Genomic DNA, 19,909 nt, shown 5'->3' with positions numbered 1-19,909 from the left:
CACGCGCCGGTAGATCTCCGTCCTGACTTCCGCTTCCGGCACTTGCGTCGGATCATCCACACAAACTTCCCGGACCGGCATTACCTGCCGCTTCATCCTTCGCCTCCGCTCAGGACGGGGTTGCATTGTGTGGATCGGCTGCAGCCTCGCCCCCCATAGCCCTCACCCTGAGCGAAGGCGAAGGGCGAGGGCGCGCGCGGCCATGCCTCAACCGGTCTGCAGTTCCCGGCCGGTTTCCGCCGCGGGCCGGGCAGCCTTCGCCTGCGTAGCAGCCCCCTGCGGGATTGGCCGCACGGGTGGCGGCAGGTCCGGGCGCCGGCCGATCAGGGTGCGGGCCATGCCGAAGACCGGGCGGACATACGCCCCGTACAGGCTGTGAAACAGGTCGTCCTCGGCGTCGCCGCGGCCGATGCCATAGCCGACAATCTCGCCCTGCGCGGGCTTGTAGGCCGTGCCGAAAATCCAGTCGAAGATGGACAGCTTGTTGCCCATATTCTTGTCCCAGTGGGCCTCGTCGATGCTGTGGTGGAGCTGGTGCATGTGCGGGCTCATCAGCACGCAGTCGCCCGCCCCGAAGCTGACCGGAAACTGGCTGTGGCGCAGCGCGTCGAGCACCAGCACCGTGCCGATGAAGTTCGCATTGGCGAACATCAGGAAGAGTTCCGGCAGGTCGAAACCGTAGAGATAGACGCCCACACCCATCGGAATGGCGGTGAAGGCCCCGGCGGTCACGAGGTCGAACAGATCACCCAGCGGGTGCATGCGCGCGGTGGTCAGCGGCGAGAGATAGGTCGCCGAATGGTGCACCTTGTGCAGCTCCCACAGGACGGGGATCTTGTGCTGCATATAGTGGGTCAGGAAGTTCGAGAAGTCGGCGAACAGGAAGATCACGACCGACATGACGACGATGGTGACGAAACCCGCCTCGGCTGGCTCGGCCGCGCCAAACAGTGCTGTCAGGCCGTCTGCAATCACCAGGCCGAGCCAGAGCTGCACGATGATCATTCCGGCCACGAGGACGCCATGGGTGAGCTTCACGATGACATACATGGCAAGATCCGTCCGGCTGGACGCACCGGCAAAGCCCGGCTGGAAACAGGTCTTGAGAAATTCCCGCAGGCTGAGCGACTTGCCCATGCGCCGCCACTGCCAGATGAGTGAAATTACCGCCGCGCCGAAGAACACAGACAGCGTGATGAAAAACATCTTGTAACGAAGCACAAGCGCCCAGGCGTCGCCCAGGTCGAGCGGAATTGGCATGATTGTCCCCTGCCCCCTCATGGCCGGCGGCGCCCGACTCCCCCCGGAGACCAGCCACCCTCAAAATTCGGTCGAGGAACGTTTACGCAGGATTCAAGCCAGAATTGAATGAATCGTCGAGAATGCCCGTGCCGGCTGAGCCGGCGCGCTGCCCAGACGGCGGGCAGGCGCCTGACGAGGCCGCATTCCGCCTAGTCGGCCCAGACGAAATTTTCATCCTCAACACGAACGGGACGCGGGTCCTTGCCGACAAGCTGCATCGTGCCGAAGACCGGCTCGTCGTCGGCCCATGTGCCCGAGAATATCCGACCGTCGGCATATTCCTGCGTGCCCTGACCGGCACGCTGACCGTTGACCCAGTTGCCCTCATAGCGCTGCCCGGATGGCCACGTCATGACGCCCTGTCCCATGCGCTGACCGTCGACCCAGGCGCCGGTATAGACCATGCCAGCCGTCCAGGTGTAGGTGCCCTGCCCGGTCCGCTTGCCGAGAATGTAGTCACCCTCATAGACATCGCCCGCATAGTCGCCTGAGCCCCAGGTATAGCGCCCCTTTCCATGCTTCTCGCCGGCCTGCCAGCCGCCCGTGTACACATCATTGTCGGCATAGGTCATCGTGCCTTGTCCGTGGCGCTTGTCATTGGCGTAATCGCCGACATAGACGTCGCCATCGGTATAGGTCTCTGTGCCGTAAGTGCGCGCGTCTTCTACCCAGGTACCCGTGAAGGTCATGCCATTGGTCCAGGTGTAGGTGCCTTCGCCATGGCGTTCGCCATTCAACCAGTCGCCATTGTAACTGTTGCCGCTGGTGTAGACGATCCGCCCCTTGCCGGAGCGGACCCAGCCATCCCAGTCGCCGGTATAGGTCTGCCCGGATGCCCAGGTGTAGGTGCCCTTGACCGGCTTGTCGTCGGCATAGGTCCCGACCAGCGTATCGCCTTCATACTCGCCCGCCCCGAAAATATAGGTGCCCTGGCCGTTATACATCCCGTCCTTGAACGCGCCGGTATAGCTGTCGCCATCGGGATAGGTCATCGTACCCTTGATGGGGGACCCCGCTTCGACCTGACCTGTGAACTTGGCGCCGTCGGCCTCGACATAGGAGCCCTGGCCCGTGGGCAGGCCGGCCTGAAAGTCACCGGTGTAGGTGACGACCAGCTCGCCATCCTTACGGTACTCGGCGGTGCCTCTTCCATTGGAACAATCGCCCGCTGTGCAGACCTTTGTCGATTGCGCCAGGGCAAGGCCTGGCAGGAATAAACCAGCCGCCAGCGTGGCGGACAAAATGCGCAAGGATGCCATCTTTTGCGTCCCCTGTTGATACCCGGCTTTATGGTTAGCGAGTCGACCGAATCGGTCAACGCATGGCCGCCCCATCACGCGAGTTTCTCAGGCGCCGGTGTCCTGGCCGGCACGCCCGCGCTGGAAAAGGCTGATCGCGCTCAGGGCAAGCAGCGCGCCCGACATGGCTGTGGCCAGCGCCGCGGTTCCCATCCAGCCCGCCCAGGCATAGACCGCCGTACCGGCCGAACTCGACATGCCACCGCCTATGAACATCATGACGATATAGACCGTCATCAGCCGTGTACGGATCTGCGGCTCGAGCGACAGGAACGTCATCCGGTTGGTGATGTCGACGACCGGGCCGACCAGCGTCATCAGCATGGTCGGCACGATCAGCAGCCAGAGATTGTAGCCAAATGGCCAGAGCAGCAGGACGCCCGCGAAATTCAGGGCGGCTACGACAAGACGCGCCCGGCGCGGTCCGACATTGTCGGCCCAACGCCCGAAACGCGGCGTGGTGAACAGGTTGAAGATGGCAAAACCCGCCAGGTAGCCGACCACATCGACGCCATATCCCATGTCCGGCAGGTGCAGGCCGATCCCCATCCAGACCGCGAGAAACGTCCCGAAGCCAAGCCCCTGAATCGTACCGCTCAGGAGAATTTCAGGATGACGCCGGATGAGGCCGAACATCGAAAAGAGCAGGCGGGGATAGCTCTGGCCAGCGGCTTCGCCTGTGTCGGCCTCGCGTTCGTCCATGATCATTGGCAGCGCGATCGACACGGCCAGCATGAAGCCTGAGGCGATGTAGTAGACCGTGCGCCAGCCGAAATGCTCGGCCACGACGCCGGCGCCCGCGCGCGCGACAAGGATGCCGCCGATGACGCCAGTCGTCAGCGTCGCCGTGACCTGGCCAAGGCGGACCGGATCGACCCGTTTCGACGCATAGGCCGGCAGCAGGTATGGCGCGATCGTGAAAAAGCCGAGCACGGTCGCGGCGAGGGTAAACAGGCGGAAATCCTGCGCGAAGGCCATGCCGACCATGGACAGGAACTGGCCGGCAACCGTGAACGTCACGAGCTTTCGATTGGAAATGCGGTCGCCCAGCGGCAGCAGAAGGAACACACCGAGCGCCAGCGCAATCTGGTTGGCCCCCGGCACGATCCCGATCAGCCCCTTGTCGACATCGAAGCCGCGCGCGACCTCGGAAATGATCGGGTGGATGTAATAGGCATTCGCCGTGACGACCGCCGCAGCAAACGTCAGCAGCAGCACCTCTGTCGATGAAAGGCGGCGTTCGGTCGTTGCGGTATCAGGGGTGTCCGTCATGCTGGTACAAGGATAGGCGCTTCCCCCGGGCGCGGGAAAGCATGCCCATGCGGAAGGGGGATGCTGCCTGCGCTGGAGCGCACCCTCGCAGGCGGGCACGGCCACGATATCGCTTGACAAAAACAGGCCAAAAGTAAACTTTGTTTTGCAAAGTTATTTGAAACGGAGAAAAATCATGATCCGGATGTCACTCGCCCTGCTGGTTGCCACCGCCGCCACGCTGGGCGCCAATGCCGAGGACAAGGTCCACCCACTGGAGCCCTTCTATGGCACCTGGAAAGGAACGGCTGTCGGCATTGACGCAAACCGGCAGCCCTTCGAACTGACCCAGACCGAACGCGTCGGCCCGATGCTGGGCGGCGATGTCGCCGTCATCGAAGGGCGCGGATACGAAGCAGGCGGGGCCCTGAGCTTCAATGCCTTCGCCGTCGTCTCGTGCGATACGCCAGACGCCCCATGCGAGATGCGCAGCTACACGGACGGGCGAACCGGCACCTTCGCCCTGGAGGCAACGGAAACAGGATTTGCCTGGACGATCCCTGCCGGGCCGGACGCCCGCATCGTCTACACCGCAACGCTGGAGGACGGGACCTGGACGGAAGTCGGCCACTACCACCCGGCCACAGGCGAGCCGGTCGAAACCTTCAGGATGGAGCTGACCCGAATCGGCGATACGGACTGGCCCGCCGGCGGCGCGGTTACACCCTGACGGATCAGGCCGCGTCGGAGGTCAGGCTGCCGGTCTCGATAGCGTCGAAGACGGTCTGCATGGCCGCTCCGCGCATGCCGCCGCGCAGGGTAGCCAGCGTGTCCGCGACCTCGAACCGGTATTCCACAACCGTCGCATCGGATCCGGTGGAGCGTGCACCGATCGCCTTCATCAGGGCCCGGCCGGCCTTGTTCTCCCAGAGCACGTCCGCCGTCATTGCGGTCATCCCACGCATGGAGGCCTGCGCGCAGAGCACCGCGATCAGCAGGCGAGCAAGGCCCTGGCTGTGCCAGTCATCGAGCAGGCCGATCGCGAACTCACCGGTCGCTGCACCGGCATCGTCGCGGATCGCATGGACTGCGCCGATGATGGGTTGGTCCGCCTGCGACTCGTCGATGGCCACCCACGCCATGTGGCGCTCGCCATCGACATCGACCAGCCTGCGGATCACGGGGTCCGGCACAGGCGAGAGGCTGGAGAAAAAGCGAAGATAGCGCGACCGGGTGGAAAGTTTGGCCACCGTTTCGCGCAGCGCGGCTTCGTCGCCACGTTCCATCGGGCGGATCAGGACGGGAGACCCGTCGGTCGAGCGGATATGAAGTTGATGGGCCATTTGCTGCACCTGCACATTCTATGCTGCAAGTGCGAAATAAGGCGCCCCCACCGATTAAACAACGCATTGCTTCAGCTAACTGGCATGCGCTTTTGCATGGAACTGAAGGAGCCCAATAAATTCAGTCACCTGCACGCGCTCGCGCCACTGACAAAGCTCTGATAAGGGTCCGCCATGGCGCAAGAGCACACCTATCAGGGCGACGAGCCGGTCCGGCTCAACAAGTGGATGGCGCAGCTCGGTCTGTGTTCGCGCCGCGAGGCCGAGGCGCTCATCAGCCGGGGCGAGGTCAAGGTCAATGGGGAAACCGTCAGCGAGCCGGGCCACAAGATATCGCCCGGCGAGACCATGGTCCTCGGCAGCGCCGGGGCGAAGGCGCTGGACGACCAGCTGACCGCCGTGCTGCACAAACCGGTCGGCTATGTCTCCGCCCAGCCGGAAGCCGGTCAGACGCCTGCTGTACGGCTCGTCACCAAGGCGAACCTGGTCGGCAAGGCCCCGAAGCTGCCCGGCGCGAAGACCCAGCTCGCCCCGCTCGGCCGGCTCGACATGGATTCGCGCGGCCTGCTGCTACTCTCGCAGGACGGCGTGCTGGCGAAGGCTGTGATCGGCCCGCATTCCAATCTCGACAAGGAGTATCTTGTCACAGTGAAGGGTCAGGTTACACCACAAGCGCTCGACAAGCTGCGCCATGGGCTGACGCTGGATGGCCGGCGGCTGAAGCATGCGAAGGTCGACCAGGTCAGCCCGGGCCGCCTGCGCTTCATCCTTCGGGAAGGCCGCAACCGGCAGATCCGGCGGATGTGCGAACTGGTCGGCCTCCTGGTCGTCGACCTCTACCGCGTCCGCATTGGGCCGCTGGAGCTCGGTGACCTGCCAGAAGGTAAGTGGCGCGCCCTTACCGAAGAAGAGCGCGCCAGCCTGATCAGCTCTGCGTCGGCCGAGGCTTCGGGGCGTCGACCTTCTTCTTCCGCCGAATCCGGGGCCAGATCAGCTTCAGCCAGATCCAGAGGAAAACCCCGATCAGCAGGAGCCAAGGCAGGCCGACCGCGAAAGCGGTGATCACGGAAGCGATGGCGGCCGACAGGTTGTAGAAGAAATCCCCGAAGGCCTCACCGAGCGGATTGGACCGTGACGGCGAAAAGGGCGGGACCTTGGTCTCATAGGAGATGTCGAGCGAGGACATCGAGACCCTGAGGCGCAGCGCCTTCAGATTGGCTTCGATGGACTCGATCTCACCTGTGACGCGGGCAAGCTCGCGCTCAATCTGGAGCAGGTCGCCCAGCGTCCCGTCCCGGCGCTCAAGCAGGCCTTCCAGCCGGGTCTGCAGCGTCTTTTGCGCCTCAAGGCGGGAATCGGTGTCGATGATCTGACGGGTCAGGTCATCGGCCCGGGTCGAACGTGAGGTGACCTCGCCGCCGGCTTTCTCGGTCGCCTCGTCGATGGCAGCGAGAAAGGTCTCGATCCAGTCGGGCTTCGCGCGCAGCGAGACATTGCCGCTGATATTGTCCTCATCATAGGAATAGGTGTTGGAGTTGATGATGATGCAGGTATTGGTTCCGGCCGCCTTGCAGGCATCGATATGGGCCTGCATCATCGGCTCGACGCCGCCCTGCGGCAGGCGCAGGCCGAGCGAATGGCTGTAAGCGATGTACTGCTGGGCCCCCGGCTCGGCATCCGGGCGATCCGGTGTCGGCGAAGGCTGGCTGAAGGACTGGTCGGCGCTGGCCATCTTTCTGACCCCGCCAAAGCTCGCCGATTCCTCCATGACCGGCGCAGGCGGCGGCGGAGCGGGGCTGCGTTCATAATCGGCATTGCCGCCGCCGGGACCACCGCAGGCCGCCAGGAATCCGAGCGCGGCGAGGGCCGGTGTAACTCTTTTCAGTATCATCGTGCGTCCCCTCTCATTGGACGAGTTGGAGACCTGATGTGAGCATCCGTTCACGGCGGAATTTGGGCAGCTTCACGGCCTTGGGCCGAAAACCGTCTTGCCGGGCTCCAGTCTCCGGCGTGCATGATGCACGAAATCGACAAGAAGGGGACGGGTTTCTCGCGGGTCGATGATTTCTTCGGCAAAGAAGGCCTCGGCCGTGCGGAACGGGTCCTCCATCGCCTCGAATTTCTTGTAGAGCGACTTGAGCAGCGCCTCCTTGTCGTCGGTTTCCGACAGCTCCTTACGGAAGGCTGCCTCGATCCCGCCGGACATGGGCAGCGAGCCCCAGTTGCCGGACGGCCAGCAATAGCGCCACTTTGCCTTTGTCGGGTTCATCATCGCCGAGCCTGCCAGGCCGAACGCCTTGCGGATGACGACCGCGCAGACCGGTACGGTGGCCTGGTAGACCGCCGCCATGGCGCGCACGCCCTTGCGAGTGACCCCTGCGGTTTCATGCTTCACGCCAACGGCAAAGCCCGCACAGTCGACGAAGTGGACAACCGGCAGGTGGAAGGTCGAACAAAGATCCATATGCCGGATGACCTTGTCGCAGACATCTGCCGTCCAGGCGCCGTCGAGGAAGAAGGGATTGCCGGCCATGACCCCCACCGGGTGCCCGTCAATGCGGGCAAGTCCGGTCACGATGCCCCGTCCCCACTGGCTGCCAATCTCGAAGAAGCTGCCCTTGTCGACTGTGGCATTGATGATCTTCTGCGGCTTGTAGGGCGTCTTTCCGTCCGTCGGAACGATGGAGATGAGGTCCTCTTCCTTGCGCTTCGGATCATCGGTCGGGGCGGTGACCGGTGGCAGCTCATGCACCGAAGAGGGCAGGTAGGACAGGAAGCGCCGGGCGGCCTTGAAAGCGTCGGCTTCGGTATCGACGACATCGTCGACGGTACCGTTCTTCGCCTGGATCTCCCAGCCGCCAAGTTCCTCCTTGGACACATCCTCACCGATCGCGATGGCCACCGGCGGACCAGCGACGAAGACCTGGGACAGCTCCTTCACCATCACGGAGTAGTGGCTGGAGCCAACGCGCCCTGCTCCGAGGCCGGCGCAAGGGCCCAGCGCCAGCGACACCGTCGGGATCTCTCCCATCGCCTCGACCAGCAGCTCCCAGCTCGGCGTCTCCGGGATGTAGGTGCGCGGATCCTTGAGGAACATCTTGATCGAGCCGCCGCCACCGGTGCCGTCGATCAGCTGGACGAGCGGCATGCGGTATTCGATGGCCTGCTTCAGCGCGATGGTAGTCTTGCCCCGGATGGAGGCATCCGCCGCCCCGCCGCGCACGGTAAAATCATCGCCGAGAATCATCGCCGGACGGCCATCGAGCGTCGCCCGGCCGACAACCGAGTTCGACGCCATGAAGCTTTCGAGCTGCTCATCCTCGTCATAGGTCGCGACACCGGCGATCTTGCCGATCTCGTGGAAGCTGCCCGGATCGACAAGGAACGACACCCGTTCCCGAACCGTCAGCTTGCCGCGCCCGCGCTGGCGGGACACCGGTTCCTCGCCGCCCATCTTCTCCGCCATGCGTTCACGGCGGCGAAGTTCCTCAATCGACTTTTCCCAAGACATGAGATGATCAATCGGATTTTGATGACGGGTCCGTCAAGAACAATCCGTTCGACCATGGACATGCCGCAGCGAAAAGATTTGCGCGTCAGCCGGATGCAATCTCGTGTCGAAATGGCGACACCGGAAAAAAACAGTCCTTTCCGCCTCTTGCCTTACGTAGTGTCCGCCTGCTTTATCCTTTTTTCAGAGACCCAAACGAGGAGGCGTCCATGGACCTTGCAACCCTTACCCAGAAAGCCAACGAAGCTGTCACGGCCGGCAGCGACTTCAACAAGAAGGTGAAATTCGACTTTGGCGATGTCGGCAAACTCTTCATCGACGGCGCCAATGGCGTCGCTGACAATTCGGACGCCGATGCCGATGCGACCGTCAAGGTCGACTGGGACGATTTCGTCAAGCTCGCCTCCGGCGCAATGGACCCGACCATGGCCTTCATGCAAGGCAAGCTGAAAGTGCTGGGCGACATGTCGGTTGCCATGCAGCTGCAAGGCCTGATGAAAAAGCTGGGCTGACGCTCAGACTCCCGCATAGGCGTGGAAACCATGTTATGAAGACGGGCGCCCGGGCAAAGGCCTGCGGCGCCCGATCTTTTTCCTGTTGATGCCCGGAGGCTCGATGAGCGCCAGCGATACCAGCCACCTCACCCACTTCGTGCGCGTGCCGGGCAATCCGGAACCGGAAGGCGCCGATCTTATCTGGTTCGAAGGCATTGCGGGCCGCAAGCTGCGCGCCTGCATGGCACCTTCCCTTCGCGAACAGGCCCGCGGCACGGCCATCATCTGTCCGGGGCGAACCGAATTCATCGAGAAATATTTCGAAGTCGCGCGAGACCTGCAGGGCCGCGGCTTTGCTGTCGTCATCCTCGACTGGCCCGGCCAGGGCCTGTCGGAACGACTGCTGGACGATCCGGCCAAGGGTCACATCGACCGGTTCGAGACCTTCATGGGCGCGCTGCGCAACGGGCTGGACACGCTGGCTGGCCGCCTGCCCCGGCCTTATGTCTCGCTCGCCCATTCCATGGGCGGAGCGATTGCGCTGGCGGCGCTGACGCAGAAGCTGGTGAAGGTCGAGGCAGCGGCCTTCTCCGCACCCATGTGGGGCCTGCCGATCAATCTTGCCGCGCGCTACATCATCTGGGCCATGCGAGCGATGGGCCGGTCGGGCAATTATGCGCAGCAGCCCGGCCCGGCCGAAACGTTCGAGACCAATATCGTCACCCATGACCGGACCCGCTGGCAGCTGCAGCGCGACCTGATCGATGCGGCGCCGCAGCTCGAGCTTGGCCCCGTCACCTGGGGCTGGCTCGGCGCGTCGCTCGACATCCTCAACAAGACGACAAAGCCGGGCCTGCTGCGCGGCGTCGATGTGCCGGTCTTCGTCGCGAGTGCGGGCGAGGAAAAACTGGTCGACAACAAGGCCCATGCGCGCGTCGCCAGACACCTGCCGGACTGCACGCACGTCACGATCGAGGGCGCGATGCATGAGATCCTGATGGAGACCAACGAACGCCGCGGCGCCTTCTGGCAGGGCTTTGACGGTTTCCTCGAGAAGGCGGGCGTCTGAACGCCTCCGGTTCCGCTGCGTCATCGCTTTCCTTTGTAGCCTGCGAGCCTATGTCCGATGAGGCAGAGAGCGGAGCCCGCCGGCATGATCAGGATTCACCACCTCGAAAACTCGCGCTCGCAGCGCATCCTGTGGCTGCTTGAGGAACTCGCCTTGCCCTATGAGGTGGTCCGCTATGAGCGCGACCCTGAGACCATGCTGGCACCGGACGCGCTGCGGACAATCCACCCCCTCGGCAAATCGCCCGTGCTGGAAGAGGATGGCATCATCGTCGCCGAGACGGGCGCCATTATCGAATACATCATCGAGACCCATGGCGGCGGGCGGCTGAAACCGCGGGCTGGCACGGCAGAAGCGCGCGCCTGGACCTACTGGATGCACTATGCCGAAGGTTCGGCCATGCTGCCATTGCTGCTGAAGCTGATCTTCCAGCGCATGCCGCAAAACGCCAACCCGCTGATGCGCCCCCTCGTCAAGGGCGTTTCATCGCGCGCGGAAGCCGGCTTCGTCGACCCGAGAATCCGGGAGCATGTCGAATACTGGGAGAGCGCGCTGGCGGAGACGGGCTGGTTTGCCGGAGCGGATTTCACCGCCGCTGACATCATCATGAGCTTCCCGCTCGAAGCGGCGGCAGACCGGGCAGGCGCTGGCGCGTATCGCAATATCAGCGACTTCCTGCAGCGCGTGCACGCCCGGCCGGCCTATGCCGCAGCCCTCGAAAGGGGCGGGCCATACGCCTACGCATGATACTCGCCCCGGCGGGGCGGGCAGTGCCTATTCGTCGTCGACCGGCTTGGACTGAAGCTGGATGTAGTTCTGGATGCCGATCCGCTCGATCAGGTCGAACTGGGTCTCCAGATGGTCGACATGCTCTTCCTCACTGTGCAGGATTTTCCCGAACAGGTCGCGGCTGACATAGTCACGCGCACTTTCGGCATATTCCATCGCATCTCGCAGGAGCGGGATGGCTTCCATTTCGAGTTCGAGATCGCATTTGAGGATTTCTTCGACCGTTTCACCGATCTTGAGCTTGCCCAGGTCCTGCAGGTTCGGCAGGCCGCCGAGGAACAAGACGCGTTCGATCAGCCAGTCGGCATGCTCCATCTCCTCGATGGATTCCTTGTACTCGAATTCGGCGAGCCGACTGACGCCCCAGTCCTTGAGCATCCGGCTATGCAGGAAATACTGATTGATCGCGGTCAGCTCATTCTTCAGCGCGGCGTTCAGGAATTCGATGACTTTAGGATCGCCTTTCATGGCATCCTCCTTGGATCCGAGGGGTTTTGGTCTGCCCCTGAAATAGCATGACCCGACCGATTCTCAATCAAAAAGTCCAATAAAATCAGACGCTTGTGATAGTGAGAAGCAATTGCATGAAACGGCGCAACGCGCTGTGCCTTCAGCTGCCTGAAATGACTGGTATTTTTCCTGAAAGTGGGTGAGCCGCCTACTCGGCAGCAAGCAGGCCCGGTTCCGGCGGGGCGGCGTCAACCGTCTCGGCGATCATTTCGCCCATCGTGGTTCTGCATTTGCCGCAGTTGAACTCGCACCCGTGATGCGCCTGCACGGCTTCGGGGCTTCGCGCACCGGCTTCGATAGCCGCCTGCACACCCTGGTCGTTAATGCGTCTGCAAATGCAAATGATCATGGTTCTCAATTAGACACAGTTGCGAATGATTGTCAATGACAATTGATGCAAGTTCCGTGCGACCGGTCGATCCCAGCAATTTCGATCAAAATTTCACGCAGTTGCTAGGCTGATGGATACGTTATCCGGCTAAAAAATACGATCAATGAGAAACGATCCGCCCCGCGAAAAGTCACCCGAAAGGCTGTCTTTTACCCGCACCGTGTTCGTCACGGTCGTGGCGATCATTGTTTCGTGGACCGTGACCAGCATTTGTCTTTTCGTGTTGCCACTGGACCCGGCCTATACCGAACAGTTCGCTTGGCCGACCTTGACCATCGCGACGATCGTACCCTTCCTCGTTGCCATACCCGTGACGATTGTCCTGCAACGTGGCCGGCTGAAGCTTGAACGCGCCATGCGCGAACTCGCAGATGTCCATGCGGAACTGGAGCGGCGTTCGCGGATCGATCCGCTCACAGGCATTCTTAATCGCGACGCGTTCCTGAAGCAGGTCAACCAGCTGCGCGTCGAGGGCACGAATGGCGCAATGCTGATGATCGACATCGACCATTTTAAGATGATCAATGACCAGTACGGCCACATGGCTGGCGACGAAGCCCTTCGCGGCTTCGCCGGCGCCCTGTCGCAGGCTGTGCAAGGCAGAGAGCTGATCGGGCGCCTTGGCGGCGAGGAATTCGGTGCCTTCGTACCGTGTGAGGACATGGAAACCGCGCATCAGGCAGCAGAACGGCTACGCCTTGCGGTCAACCGCATGATCTTCACGCCCAGGCCCGGCATCTTACGACGCGTAACGGCCAGTATCGGTGTTGCGGGCGGAACCCCTGCCGACACGCTGAGCGAACTTATGCGACGCGCCGACCTCAGCCTTTATGAGGCCAAGGCCGCTGGACGCGACAGAGTGATCGTGCACGCGGCCGCCTGAGTGCACCCGGCGATTTGCAGCGCCAGCTTGACCGCGCCTGCTCGCCCTTCTACCTCCGGCACGTTCAACTGACCGGACGGAGAAAAGATGAGCGCGCTATCCACGCTAGCCGAGACTGCCAAGGCATGGCCCTTCGAACAGGCCCGTGCCCTGCTCAAACGGCTGGAAAACATGGAGCGCGCCGGCAATCCGAAACAGGGCCCGGTCGTCTTCGAGACCGGCTACGGCCCGTCCGGCCTGCCGCATATCGGCACCTTCGGCGAAGTGGTCCGCACGACCATGGTGCGCCACGCCTTCGAGACGCTGACCGACGGCAAGTACGAAACCAAGCTGATCTGCGTTTCCGACGACATGGACGGTATGCGCAAGGTCCCACCGACCGTGCCGAACCCGGCTGATCTCGAAGCCTATATGCAAAAGCCGCTGACATCCGTGCCGGACCCGTTCGGCACGCATGAAAGCTATGGCGCGCATATGGGCGCGCGGCTCTGCGCCTTCCTCGACAGTTTCGGCTTTGACTATGAGTTCAAGTCGGCCACGAAGCTCTACACGTCGGGCGCGTTCGATGAGGCGCTGCTGCGCGCGCTGGAAAAGTTCGATGAGATCATGGCCGTGATGCTGCCGACCCTGGGCGCCGAACGGCAGGCGACCTATTCGCCCTTCCTGCCCATCTCGCCCTCGACCGGCCGCGTCCTCTACGTGCCGATGAAGGCGACTGATGCAAAGGCCGGGACAATCACCTTCGAGGATGAGGACGGCACCGACGTCACCATCCCGGTCACAGGCGGCAACACCAAGCTGCAATGGAAGCCGGATTTCGGCATGCGCTGGGCCGCGCTCGGCGTCGACTTCGAGATGTTCGGCAAGGACCACCAGGACAATGCGCCGATCTATTCCAAGATCTGCAAGATCCTCGGCGCCCAGCCGCCGCAGCAATATGTGTACGAGCTGTTCCTCGACGACAAGGGCGAGAAGATCTCCAAGACCAAGGGCAATGGCATCTCGGTCGAGGACTGGCTCGCCTATGCGCCTCAGGAGAGCCTGTCACTGTTCCAGTTCCAGAAGCCGCGGGCAGCCAAGAAGCTATATTTCGACGTGATCCCGAAGGCGGTCGACGAGTATCTCACCTTCCTGTCGAAGTATCCCGAGGAGGAGCCGGCCCGCCAGATCGAGAACCCTGTCTGGCACATCCATTCCGGCAACCCGCCGGAGGGCGATACGCCTGTGTCGTTCGCACTGCTGCTCAACCTGGTCAGCGCCGCAAACACCGAGACCAAGGACCAGCTCTGGGACTTCATCTCCCGCTATGCGCCCGAGGCGAGCCCGGACAGCCATCCGCTGCTCGACCAGCTCGCCGGCTATGCGATCCGCTACTACGAGGACTTCGTCCAGCCGACCAAGGTCTATCGCGCCCCCGACGAGAAGGAGCGCGCAGCCATGGAAGACCTCGCCGAACGCCTCAGCCTGATCGAGGGGGATGCCGACGCAGAAACCCTGCAGAACCTCACCTTCGAGATCGGCAAGACGCACGAGTTCGAAAATCTGCGTGACTGGTTCAAGGCGCTCTACGAAGTCCTGCTCGGCCAGAGCCAGGGCCCGCGCTTCGGCGGCTTCGCCGCGCTCTATGGCGTGCATGAGACAGCAAGGCTGATCAAGAACGCGCTGGCAAGAGCCTAAGAAGAAACACCCTCATCCTGAGCGAAGTCGAAGGACAAGGGTGTTTTGCAATGCGGCCCGCCTCGTGGTTCGACTTCGCTCACCATGAGGCGGTGTTGTTTTTCGCCTACTCCGCCGCGATCAGCGTTTTCTTCTCTTTCGGCATGCCGCCCTCGGGCCAGTTCTGCCACAGCTCTTTCGAGCGGGCTTCGGCGGCTTCGACGGCGGCCTCCTTCACATGGCCGTAGCCACGGATGTCGTCCGGGATCGACGCGATGGCAATGGCAAGCTCATGGTTCTTCTTCGTCAGGCCATCGGCCAGCTTGACCATGTTCTCCAGATAGTCGTCGCGCAGCTGGCGTTCCATCTTGCGCTCGGCGGTGTAGCCAAACGGATCGAACCGCGTGCCGCGCAGCCCCTTGAAGCGCTTCATGAGGCTGAAGGCCGTCTTCATCCAAGGGCCGAACTTCTTCTTGAGAAGATGACCGTTGGCATCCTTCTTGGACAGCAGCGGCGGCGCCATGTGGAACTGGATCTTCCCGCCCTTGAAGGTCTCCCGAAGTTTCTTGTCGAAGGACCCGTCGGTGAACAGGCGGGCGACTTCATACTCGTCCTTGTAGGCCATGAGCTTGAAGGCGAACTTCGCCACCGCCGTGGTGAAGCCCTCACCGAGCCCGGCTTTCTCTTCCTTCGCGCGAACCTCGGCGACGAGATCGCGATACTGCTGGGCATAGGCGTCGTTCTGATAAGCGACCAGGCGGCTCGCCCGGTCCTCGATCAGCTCGTCCAGCGTCATCGGCTTGACCTCACCGCGCGGATCCGGCGTCTCGGCGAGCCGCTCCGGGTCGGCAGCGGCCAGGCGCCCGACATCGAAGGCCTTCATGTTTTCCTCGACCTTCACGCCATTCAGCTTGATCGCCCGGTAAAGCCCGCGCAGCGACACCGGCAGGTGCCCCTTCTGCCAAGCGTAGCCGACCATGATCATGTTCGTGTAGATCGCGTCATTGAGATAGAGCAGCGCCAGCGCCTCGGCATCGATCGTGCCGAAGTCGCGGGCCTGGCGCTTCACGCGCGCAGCCAGCAGCTGGCTCTCGAACTTCTTCGAGCGGTCGCGGATGAACTCGCTCGTCGGCGTGACATCGGCATTGGCCGAGGCCACCGTACGCCCGACATCCATCAGGCCAAGGGCGTCGCCGCTCGCGGCCACGACGAGGTCGCAGGCGATGACCGCATCGGCCGACGCCGGCGGCACGCGGCCGGTCGAGATCAGCTCGGGATGCTTGGCAAACCGCAGGTGCGAGAGCACCGGGCCGCCCTTCTGGGCAAGGCCGGTCATGTCGAGGCTGGAGGAAGCGTTGCCATCGACATGCGCGGCCATGGCGAGCACGGCCGCCACGGTCGTCACACCCGTTCCGCCAACGCCGGTGAACAGCACGTTCCACGGCTTGGCAACCGATGGCAGGTCCGGCAGCGGCAGGCCGGATGCGTCGACATCAAGACCTGGCTCGTCCTCGGCGGCGAAGTGACCGTCCTTGATGGTCACGAAGCTCGGGCAGAAACCGCGCAGGCATGAGAGGTCGGTGTTGCAGGTCGACTGGTTGATCCGGCGCTTGCGGCCAAGATCGGTCTCGACCGGCTCGACGGAGAGGCAGTTCGATTTCACCGAGCAGTCGCCGCAGCCCTCGCAGACCTCCTGGTTGATCATCACGCGCACACGGTCCGGCTTGCGCAGGCCGCGCTTGGAGCGGCGGCGCTTCTCTGTCGCGCAGATCTGGTCATAGATCAGGACCGAGACACCGGGCGTGTCGCGCAGCATGCGCTGGACCTCGTCCAGCTTCTCGCGGTCATAGATGCGCACGGAGCGCGGCAGCCCCTTCACGCCGGCATAGCGGGTCGGGTCCTCGGTCACGATGACGATCTTGGTGACGCCCTCGGCCTCGACCTGCTGGGCTATATTCACTGGAGTCTGGCCGGATTCGACATGCTGGCCGCCGGTCATGGCGACCGCATCATTGTAGAGGATCTTGTAGGTCATGTTCGCCTTCGAGGAGACCGCCGCGCGGATCGCGAGCGAACCGGAGTGCGAATAGGTCCCGTCGCCGAGATTGACGAACATGTGGTCTTCATCGGTTGCGAAATACTGGCCGAGCCAGGCGATACCCTCGCCGCCCATCTGGCTGGTCATGTCGGTGTTCCGGTCCGGCATGAAGTTCGCCATGTAGTGGCAGCCGATGCCCGCAAGCGCGCGCGAGCCTTCCGGCACGACGGTCGAGGTATTGTGCGGGCAGCCCGAGCAATAGTGCGGCGAACGCACGGTTGGCGACGCGTTTGACAGCGCTGCCCGGCCAGCTGCGCCGACGCGGGTGAAATACTGGTCTGCCGCACTGTGGTCCCACTCGCCCGGGACCCGGTGCATGACGGCATCTGCAATTTCAGGCACGGGGATGGAGCCGACCTCGCTCAGAAGCGGCTTGCCCTCCTTGTCGCGCTTGCCCTCGATATAGGGGCGCTGGTTGTCCGGCAGGCTGTAGAGCGCGGCGCGCAGCTGCTCCTCGATGAGGGGGCGCTTGTGCTCGATGACGAGAACGCGCTCGAGGCCGCGGCAGAACTCGCGGATCGCCGACTGTTCAAGCGGCCACGGCATGGCGACCTTGAACACGCTGATGCCGAGCGCACCGGCCTGTTCCGGCGTCAGGCCGATCGCGGCAAGCGCTTCGAAGATGTCGCGGGCCGCCTGGCCGGTCGTGACGATGCCGACGCGCGGCTTCGGGGACGGGATGAGGACATGGTCGAGCCCGTTGGCCTTGACCCAGGCCTGGGCGGCGGGAAGCTTGAACTGGCGAAGCCGGCGCTCCTTGTCGAGCGGGTTGTCGCCGCGGCGCATGTGCACGCCGTCTTCCGGAAACTCGAAGTCGGGTTTGATCAGTTTCAGCCGGTCCAGCGCCACATCGACCACGGCGCCGGAGTCCATGGTGTCTGCCAGCGCGATCAGGGCGGACCAGGCACCGGAGAAACGGCTCATCGCCCAGCCATGAATACCATAGTCGAGCACGTCCTGGATCGAGGCCGGGTTGAGCACCGGGATCTCGGCATCGCGCATCGCATATTCCGACTGCGACGGCAGCGTCGAGGATTTGCACATATGGTCGTCGCCGCAGATGGCGAGGACACCGCCAAGACGCGACGAGCCGGCGGCGTTGGCATGCTTGAAGGCGTCACCGGAGCGGTCGACGCCGGGCGCCTTGCCGTACCAGATGCCGAACAGGCCATCGCGACGGGCGCCGGGGAACAGGCCTAGCTGCTGGCTGCCCCAGACGGCGGTGGCGCCAAGGTCCTCGTTCAGGCCTTCCCAGAATTCGATGTCATGGGCGTCCAGCCATTTCTGCGCGGCGCGGAGTTGCTGGTCGTAGCCGCCGAGCGGCGAGCCGCGATAGCCCGAAATGAAACCGGCCGTGTTGTATCCGGCGGCACGGTCGAGGCGCCTCTGGTCAAGCGGCAGGCGCACCAGCGCCTGGATGCCAGTCATGTAAGCGTGGCCCTCGACAAGATCGTATTTATCGTTCAGCGTGACTTCACGGTGTTCCAAGAAATGAACTCCCTAAATCTCTTTAGCGATAATATTTGCGTTTTTGCACGAAAATGCTTGCCCATCTTGCTCAAATTGGCGTAATAAAGGGCAAAGTGTTCCACATATCGCGTTAAATGGAGAGAAAAATTGCCTCAAACGCTTGACGCCATCGACGCCAAGATTCTCGATCTTATCCAGAAAGATGCCGCACTTTCTGTCGCGGAAATCGCAGATCGGGTCGGTTTGTCCTCTTCGCCATGCTGGCGCCGCATCAAGCGCATGGAAGAGGCCGGGATCATCGAAGGACGCGTCACCCTGCTCGATCGCGACGCGCTCGGCCTCGGTTTCGAGGTGGTGGCGAGCGTCAAACTCGCCCTGCCGAGCAAGGAAAACCTCCACCGTTTCGAGCAGCTCGTGCGCAAATGGCCGGAAGTGCTCGAATGCATGACGGTTACCGGTGCCGTCGACTATGTCATCCGCATCACCACCACCGACATGCATGCCTATGACTCCTTCCTGAGAGAGAAACTCCTCGGATCGGGTCTGGTTTCGGATGTGCAGTCGCGTATCGTGATCAATGTCGCCAAGCGCACCACTGCGTTGCCGCTCGGCCTGATCAGCGACTACGTGCCGGCCAGCTAGCAGAAGACACAAAAGGAGGCCCGCCATTAGACGGCTGCTCCTCTCATTCTCATTCGCTATTCTTGCCGGGTTTGCTTCAGCAGAACCGGTTGACCCGGACTGGCTGCAGGCCGAGGTCGACGCCAGCCGCGAACGCGCCGGCCTCGTCGCCCTCGGTGCAGCCGTCATCGCGGTCGGCGATACGCCTTCCATTGCCGTGTCAGGAGAGACCGCAAAAGGCTCAGGCGAGCCCGCCGCGCCGGGCGATGCCTGGCATATCGGATCGAACAGCAAGGCGCTGACCGCCCTGCTCTATGCCCGGCTGGTCGAAGAGGGTCTTGCCAATTGGGGCGCGACCCTTCCGGACCTGTTCCCGGGCATGGCCGACGACATGGACCCGGCCTGGCAGGACACCACGATCGAGGACCTGTTCGCCCACCGCTCCGGCATCGGACAGCTGGGGGCGATCTGGCTGATTGCCCGTCACAATGACACGGCCAGCCTGCCCGAACAGCGCCTCGAAACCGTCCGCAGCCGGCTGCGCAAACCGCCCGAGGGCGAACCGGGCACGTATGAGTACAGCAATGTGAACTACATCGTCGCGGGCGCAGCGATCGAGGGCATCCTCGGCATGAGCTGGGAAGACGCGATGGAAGCTTATGTCTTCAATGCCGACGGCAGCGACTGGTCGCAGGGCTGGGGCGCCGGCGCGCCGCAGTCAGGGCTGCAGGGCCACAAGCGCAGCATGTTTGGCGGCCTGAAGCCTGCCGGACGCGGCCCCGGCGCGGACAATCCGCAGGCGCTCGGACCGGCCGGCACGCTGCACGTCCCGCTGGCAAGCCACGCGCAGCTGCTGCTCGAATTCGTCGATGAGGACAGCAGCTTCATCACGCCGGACATGCGGGACCACCTGCTTGCGCCCTGGCCCGATGAAAGCGCCGACTATGCCATGGGCTGGGCCATCATGGAGGATGACGAGCTTGGCCGCATCTACTGGCACAATGGCTCGAACACGATGTGGCTCTCGCGCGTCGCGCTCATTCCCTCGCTGGACGCAGTCATCATCGTCAATGCGAGCGAGTTCAATGACACGTCAAAGGACACCACCCAGGCCCTTCTCGATACGGTGAAGGACAGGCTGGCGGCGTCGGCCGACTAGGACGCTAAAGAAAAAGGCCGGCGCGCAGGGCACCGGCCTCTTCAGATTTTCGGTGTGCCGTGCG

17 protein-coding genes and 1 pseudogene are annotated in these 19,909 nt (G+C 63.1%); 9 read left to right on the top strand and 9 right to left on the bottom strand.

Translation table 11 applies throughout. The features are described from left to right. Positions 1 to 207: 207 nt before the first annotated feature. From D1223_RS01195 to D1223_RS01185, 3 genes are all read right to left on the bottom strand, one after another. Positions 208 to 1,260 (bottom strand): sterol desaturase family protein, encoded by a 1,053-nt coding sequence (locus tag D1223_RS01195; RefSeq protein ID WP_158588357.1) that lies wholly within the window; start codon positions 1,258 to 1,260, stop codon positions 208 to 210. A 191-nt stretch (positions 1,261 to 1,451) separates the two neighbouring features. Further along, the gene (locus D1223_RS01190) at positions 1,452 to 2,561 is read right to left on the bottom strand and encodes an MORN repeat-containing protein (protein WP_158588356.1); all 1,110 of its coding nucleotides are present in this window, start codon (positions 2,559 to 2,561) and stop codon (positions 1,452 to 1,454) included. Between the two features lie 87 nt (positions 2,562 to 2,648). Beyond that, positions 2,649 to 3,872: an MFS transporter gene (locus D1223_RS01185; protein ID WP_119374579.1), complete on the bottom strand. Its 1,224-nt coding sequence runs from the start codon at positions 3,870 to 3,872 to the stop codon at positions 2,649 to 2,651. Between the two features lie 175 nt (positions 3,873 to 4,047). Between D1223_RS01185 and D1223_RS01180 the strand changes: the two genes are divergently transcribed. After that, on the top strand, positions 4,048 to 4,581 hold the full coding sequence (locus tag D1223_RS01180) for a DUF1579 domain-containing protein (protein ID WP_119374578.1): 534 nt from the start codon (positions 4,048 to 4,050) through the stop codon (positions 4,579 to 4,581). Positions 4,582 to 4,585: 4 nt separating this feature from the next. On the opposite strand, the gene D1223_RS01175 is transcribed toward D1223_RS01180, so the two are convergent. Then, a complete protein-coding gene (locus D1223_RS01175; RefSeq protein ID WP_119374577.1) occupies positions 4,586 to 5,194 on the bottom strand; it encodes a GNAT family N-acetyltransferase in 609 nt (202 codons plus the stop codon). 174 nt (positions 5,195 to 5,368) lie between these two features. Here D1223_RS01175 and D1223_RS01170 point away from each other — a divergent pair, with 174 nt between their 5' ends. After that, positions 5,369 to 6,256, top strand: a complete 888-nt coding sequence (locus D1223_RS01170) for a pseudouridine synthase (RefSeq protein ID WP_119374576.1) — start codon at positions 5,369 to 5,371, stop codon at positions 6,254 to 6,256. On the opposite strand, the pseudogene D1223_RS19235 reads toward D1223_RS01170, so the two are convergent. Then, positions 6,255 to 6,788, bottom strand: a pseudogene (locus D1223_RS19235) (DUF4349 domain-containing protein); the annotation flags it as partial. The gene D1223_RS01170 and the pseudogene D1223_RS19235 sit on opposite strands and share 2 nt — an antisense overlap. A gap of 369 nt (positions 6,789 to 7,157) precedes the next feature. After that, positions 7,158 to 8,705, bottom strand: a complete 1,548-nt coding sequence (locus D1223_RS01160) for an acyl-CoA carboxylase subunit beta (protein ID WP_199288179.1) — start codon at positions 8,703 to 8,705, stop codon at positions 7,158 to 7,160. A 209-nt stretch (positions 8,706 to 8,914) separates the two neighbouring features. Here D1223_RS01160 and D1223_RS01155 point away from each other — a divergent pair, with 209 nt between their 5' ends. The 3 genes from D1223_RS01155 to D1223_RS01145 all read left to right on the top strand — a co-directional run bounded on the left by D1223_RS01155 (position 8,915) and on the right by D1223_RS01145 (position 11,015). Next, on the top strand, positions 8,915 to 9,217 hold the full coding sequence (locus D1223_RS01155) for an SCP2 sterol-binding domain-containing protein (RefSeq protein ID WP_119374575.1): 303 nt from the start codon (positions 8,915 to 8,917) through the stop codon (positions 9,215 to 9,217). A gap of 103 nt (positions 9,218 to 9,320) precedes the next feature. Beyond that, positions 9,321 to 10,268 carry an alpha/beta fold hydrolase gene (locus tag D1223_RS01150; protein ID WP_119374574.1) on the top strand — a complete coding sequence of 316 codons (948 nt, stop codon included), beginning with the start codon at positions 9,321 to 9,323 and terminating at the stop codon, positions 10,266 to 10,268. 84 nt (positions 10,269 to 10,352) lie between these two features. After that, the gene (locus tag D1223_RS01145; protein WP_119374573.1) at positions 10,353 to 11,015 is read left to right on the top strand and encodes a glutathione S-transferase family protein; all 663 of its coding nucleotides are present in this window, start codon (positions 10,353 to 10,355) and stop codon (positions 11,013 to 11,015) included. A 27-nt stretch (positions 11,016 to 11,042) separates the two neighbouring features. Here the strand turns inward: D1223_RS01145 and bfr are convergent, their stop codons facing one another. Together bfr and D1223_RS01135 are read right to left on the bottom strand one after the other, a co-directional pair. Further along, a complete protein-coding gene (gene bfr, locus D1223_RS01140) occupies positions 11,043 to 11,525 on the bottom strand; it encodes a bacterioferritin (protein WP_119374572.1) in 483 nt (160 codons plus the stop codon). A gap of 190 nt (positions 11,526 to 11,715) precedes the next feature. Then, a complete protein-coding gene (locus tag D1223_RS01135; protein ID WP_119374571.1) occupies positions 11,716 to 11,916 on the bottom strand; it encodes a (2Fe-2S)-binding protein in 201 nt (66 codons plus the stop codon). Positions 11,917 to 12,061: 145 nt separating this feature from the next. Between D1223_RS01135 and D1223_RS01130 the strand changes: the two genes are divergently transcribed. Further along, positions 12,062 to 12,841 (top strand): GGDEF domain-containing protein, encoded by a 780-nt coding sequence (locus D1223_RS01130; protein ID WP_119374570.1) that lies wholly within the window; start codon positions 12,062 to 12,064, stop codon positions 12,839 to 12,841. Between the two features lie 87 nt (positions 12,842 to 12,928). Further along, positions 12,929 to 14,518 (top strand): lysine--tRNA ligase, encoded by a 1,590-nt coding sequence (locus D1223_RS01125; RefSeq protein WP_119374569.1) that lies wholly within the window; start codon positions 12,929 to 12,931, stop codon positions 14,516 to 14,518. A gap of 106 nt (positions 14,519 to 14,624) precedes the next feature. Here the strand turns inward: D1223_RS01125 and D1223_RS01120 are convergent, their stop codons facing one another. Beyond that, complete coding sequence (locus tag D1223_RS01120; protein WP_119374568.1) at positions 14,625 to 18,083, bottom strand: indolepyruvate ferredoxin oxidoreductase family protein; 3,459 nt, start codon at positions 18,081 to 18,083, stop codon at positions 14,625 to 14,627. 129 nt (positions 18,084 to 18,212) lie between these two features. Between D1223_RS01120 and D1223_RS01115 the strand changes: the two genes are divergently transcribed. Then, positions 18,213 to 18,707 carry an Lrp/AsnC family transcriptional regulator gene (locus D1223_RS01115; RefSeq protein ID WP_119374567.1) on the top strand — a complete coding sequence of 165 codons (495 nt, stop codon included), beginning with the start codon at positions 18,213 to 18,215 and terminating at the stop codon, positions 18,705 to 18,707. Between the two features lie 25 nt (positions 18,708 to 18,732). Continuing rightward, positions 18,733 to 19,845 carry a serine hydrolase domain-containing protein gene (locus D1223_RS01110; protein ID WP_119374566.1) on the top strand — a complete coding sequence of 371 codons (1,113 nt, stop codon included), beginning with the start codon at positions 18,733 to 18,735 and terminating at the stop codon, positions 19,843 to 19,845. Positions 19,846 to 19,909: the final 64 nt, after the last annotated feature.

This window comes from Henriciella mobilis, assembly GCF_003576285.1.
GTDB classification, from domain to species: Bacteria; Pseudomonadota; Alphaproteobacteria; order Caulobacterales; family Hyphomonadaceae; genus Henriciella; species Henriciella mobilis.
The sequence above is the reverse complement of the archived record's forward strand: the minus strand, read 5'-3'. Positions and strand labels throughout refer to the sequence as shown.

Coding starts and splice junctions, on each gene's coding strand:
- D1223_RS01195 (WP_158588357.1), bottom strand. CDS start 1,260: ATGCCAATTCCGCTCGACCTGGGCGACGCCTGGGCGCTTGTGCTTCGT.
- D1223_RS01190 (WP_158588356.1), bottom strand. CDS start 2,561: ATGGCATCCTTGCGCATTTTGTCCGCCACGCTGGCGGCTGGTTTATTC.
- D1223_RS01185 (WP_119374579.1), bottom strand. CDS start 3,872: ATGACGGACACCCCTGATACCGCAACGACCGAACGCCGCCTTTCATCG.
- D1223_RS01180 (WP_119374578.1), top strand. CDS start 4,048: ATGATCCGGATGTCACTCGCCCTGCTGGTTGCCACCGCCGCCACGCTG.
- D1223_RS01175 (WP_119374577.1), bottom strand. CDS start 5,194: ATGGCCCATCAACTTCATATCCGCTCGACCGACGGGTCTCCCGTCCTG.
- D1223_RS01170 (WP_119374576.1), top strand. CDS start 5,369: ATGGCGCAAGAGCACACCTATCAGGGCGACGAGCCGGTCCGGCTCAAC.
- D1223_RS01160 (WP_199288179.1), bottom strand. CDS start 8,705: ATGTCTTGGGAAAAGTCGATTGAGGAACTTCGCCGCCGTGAACGCATG.
- D1223_RS01155 (WP_119374575.1), top strand. CDS start 8,915: ATGGACCTTGCAACCCTTACCCAGAAAGCCAACGAAGCTGTCACGGCC.
- D1223_RS01150 (WP_119374574.1), top strand. CDS start 9,321: ATGAGCGCCAGCGATACCAGCCACCTCACCCACTTCGTGCGCGTGCCG.
- D1223_RS01145 (WP_119374573.1), top strand. CDS start 10,353: ATGATCAGGATTCACCACCTCGAAAACTCGCGCTCGCAGCGCATCCTG.
- bfr (WP_119374572.1), bottom strand. CDS start 11,525: ATGAAAGGCGATCCTAAAGTCATCGAATTCCTGAACGCCGCGCTGAAG.
- D1223_RS01135 (WP_119374571.1), bottom strand. CDS start 11,916: ATGATCATTTGCATTTGCAGACGCATTAACGACCAGGGTGTGCAGGCG.
- D1223_RS01130 (WP_119374570.1), top strand. CDS start 12,062: ATGAGAAACGATCCGCCCCGCGAAAAGTCACCCGAAAGGCTGTCTTTT.
- D1223_RS01125 (WP_119374569.1), top strand. CDS start 12,929: ATGAGCGCGCTATCCACGCTAGCCGAGACTGCCAAGGCATGGCCCTTC.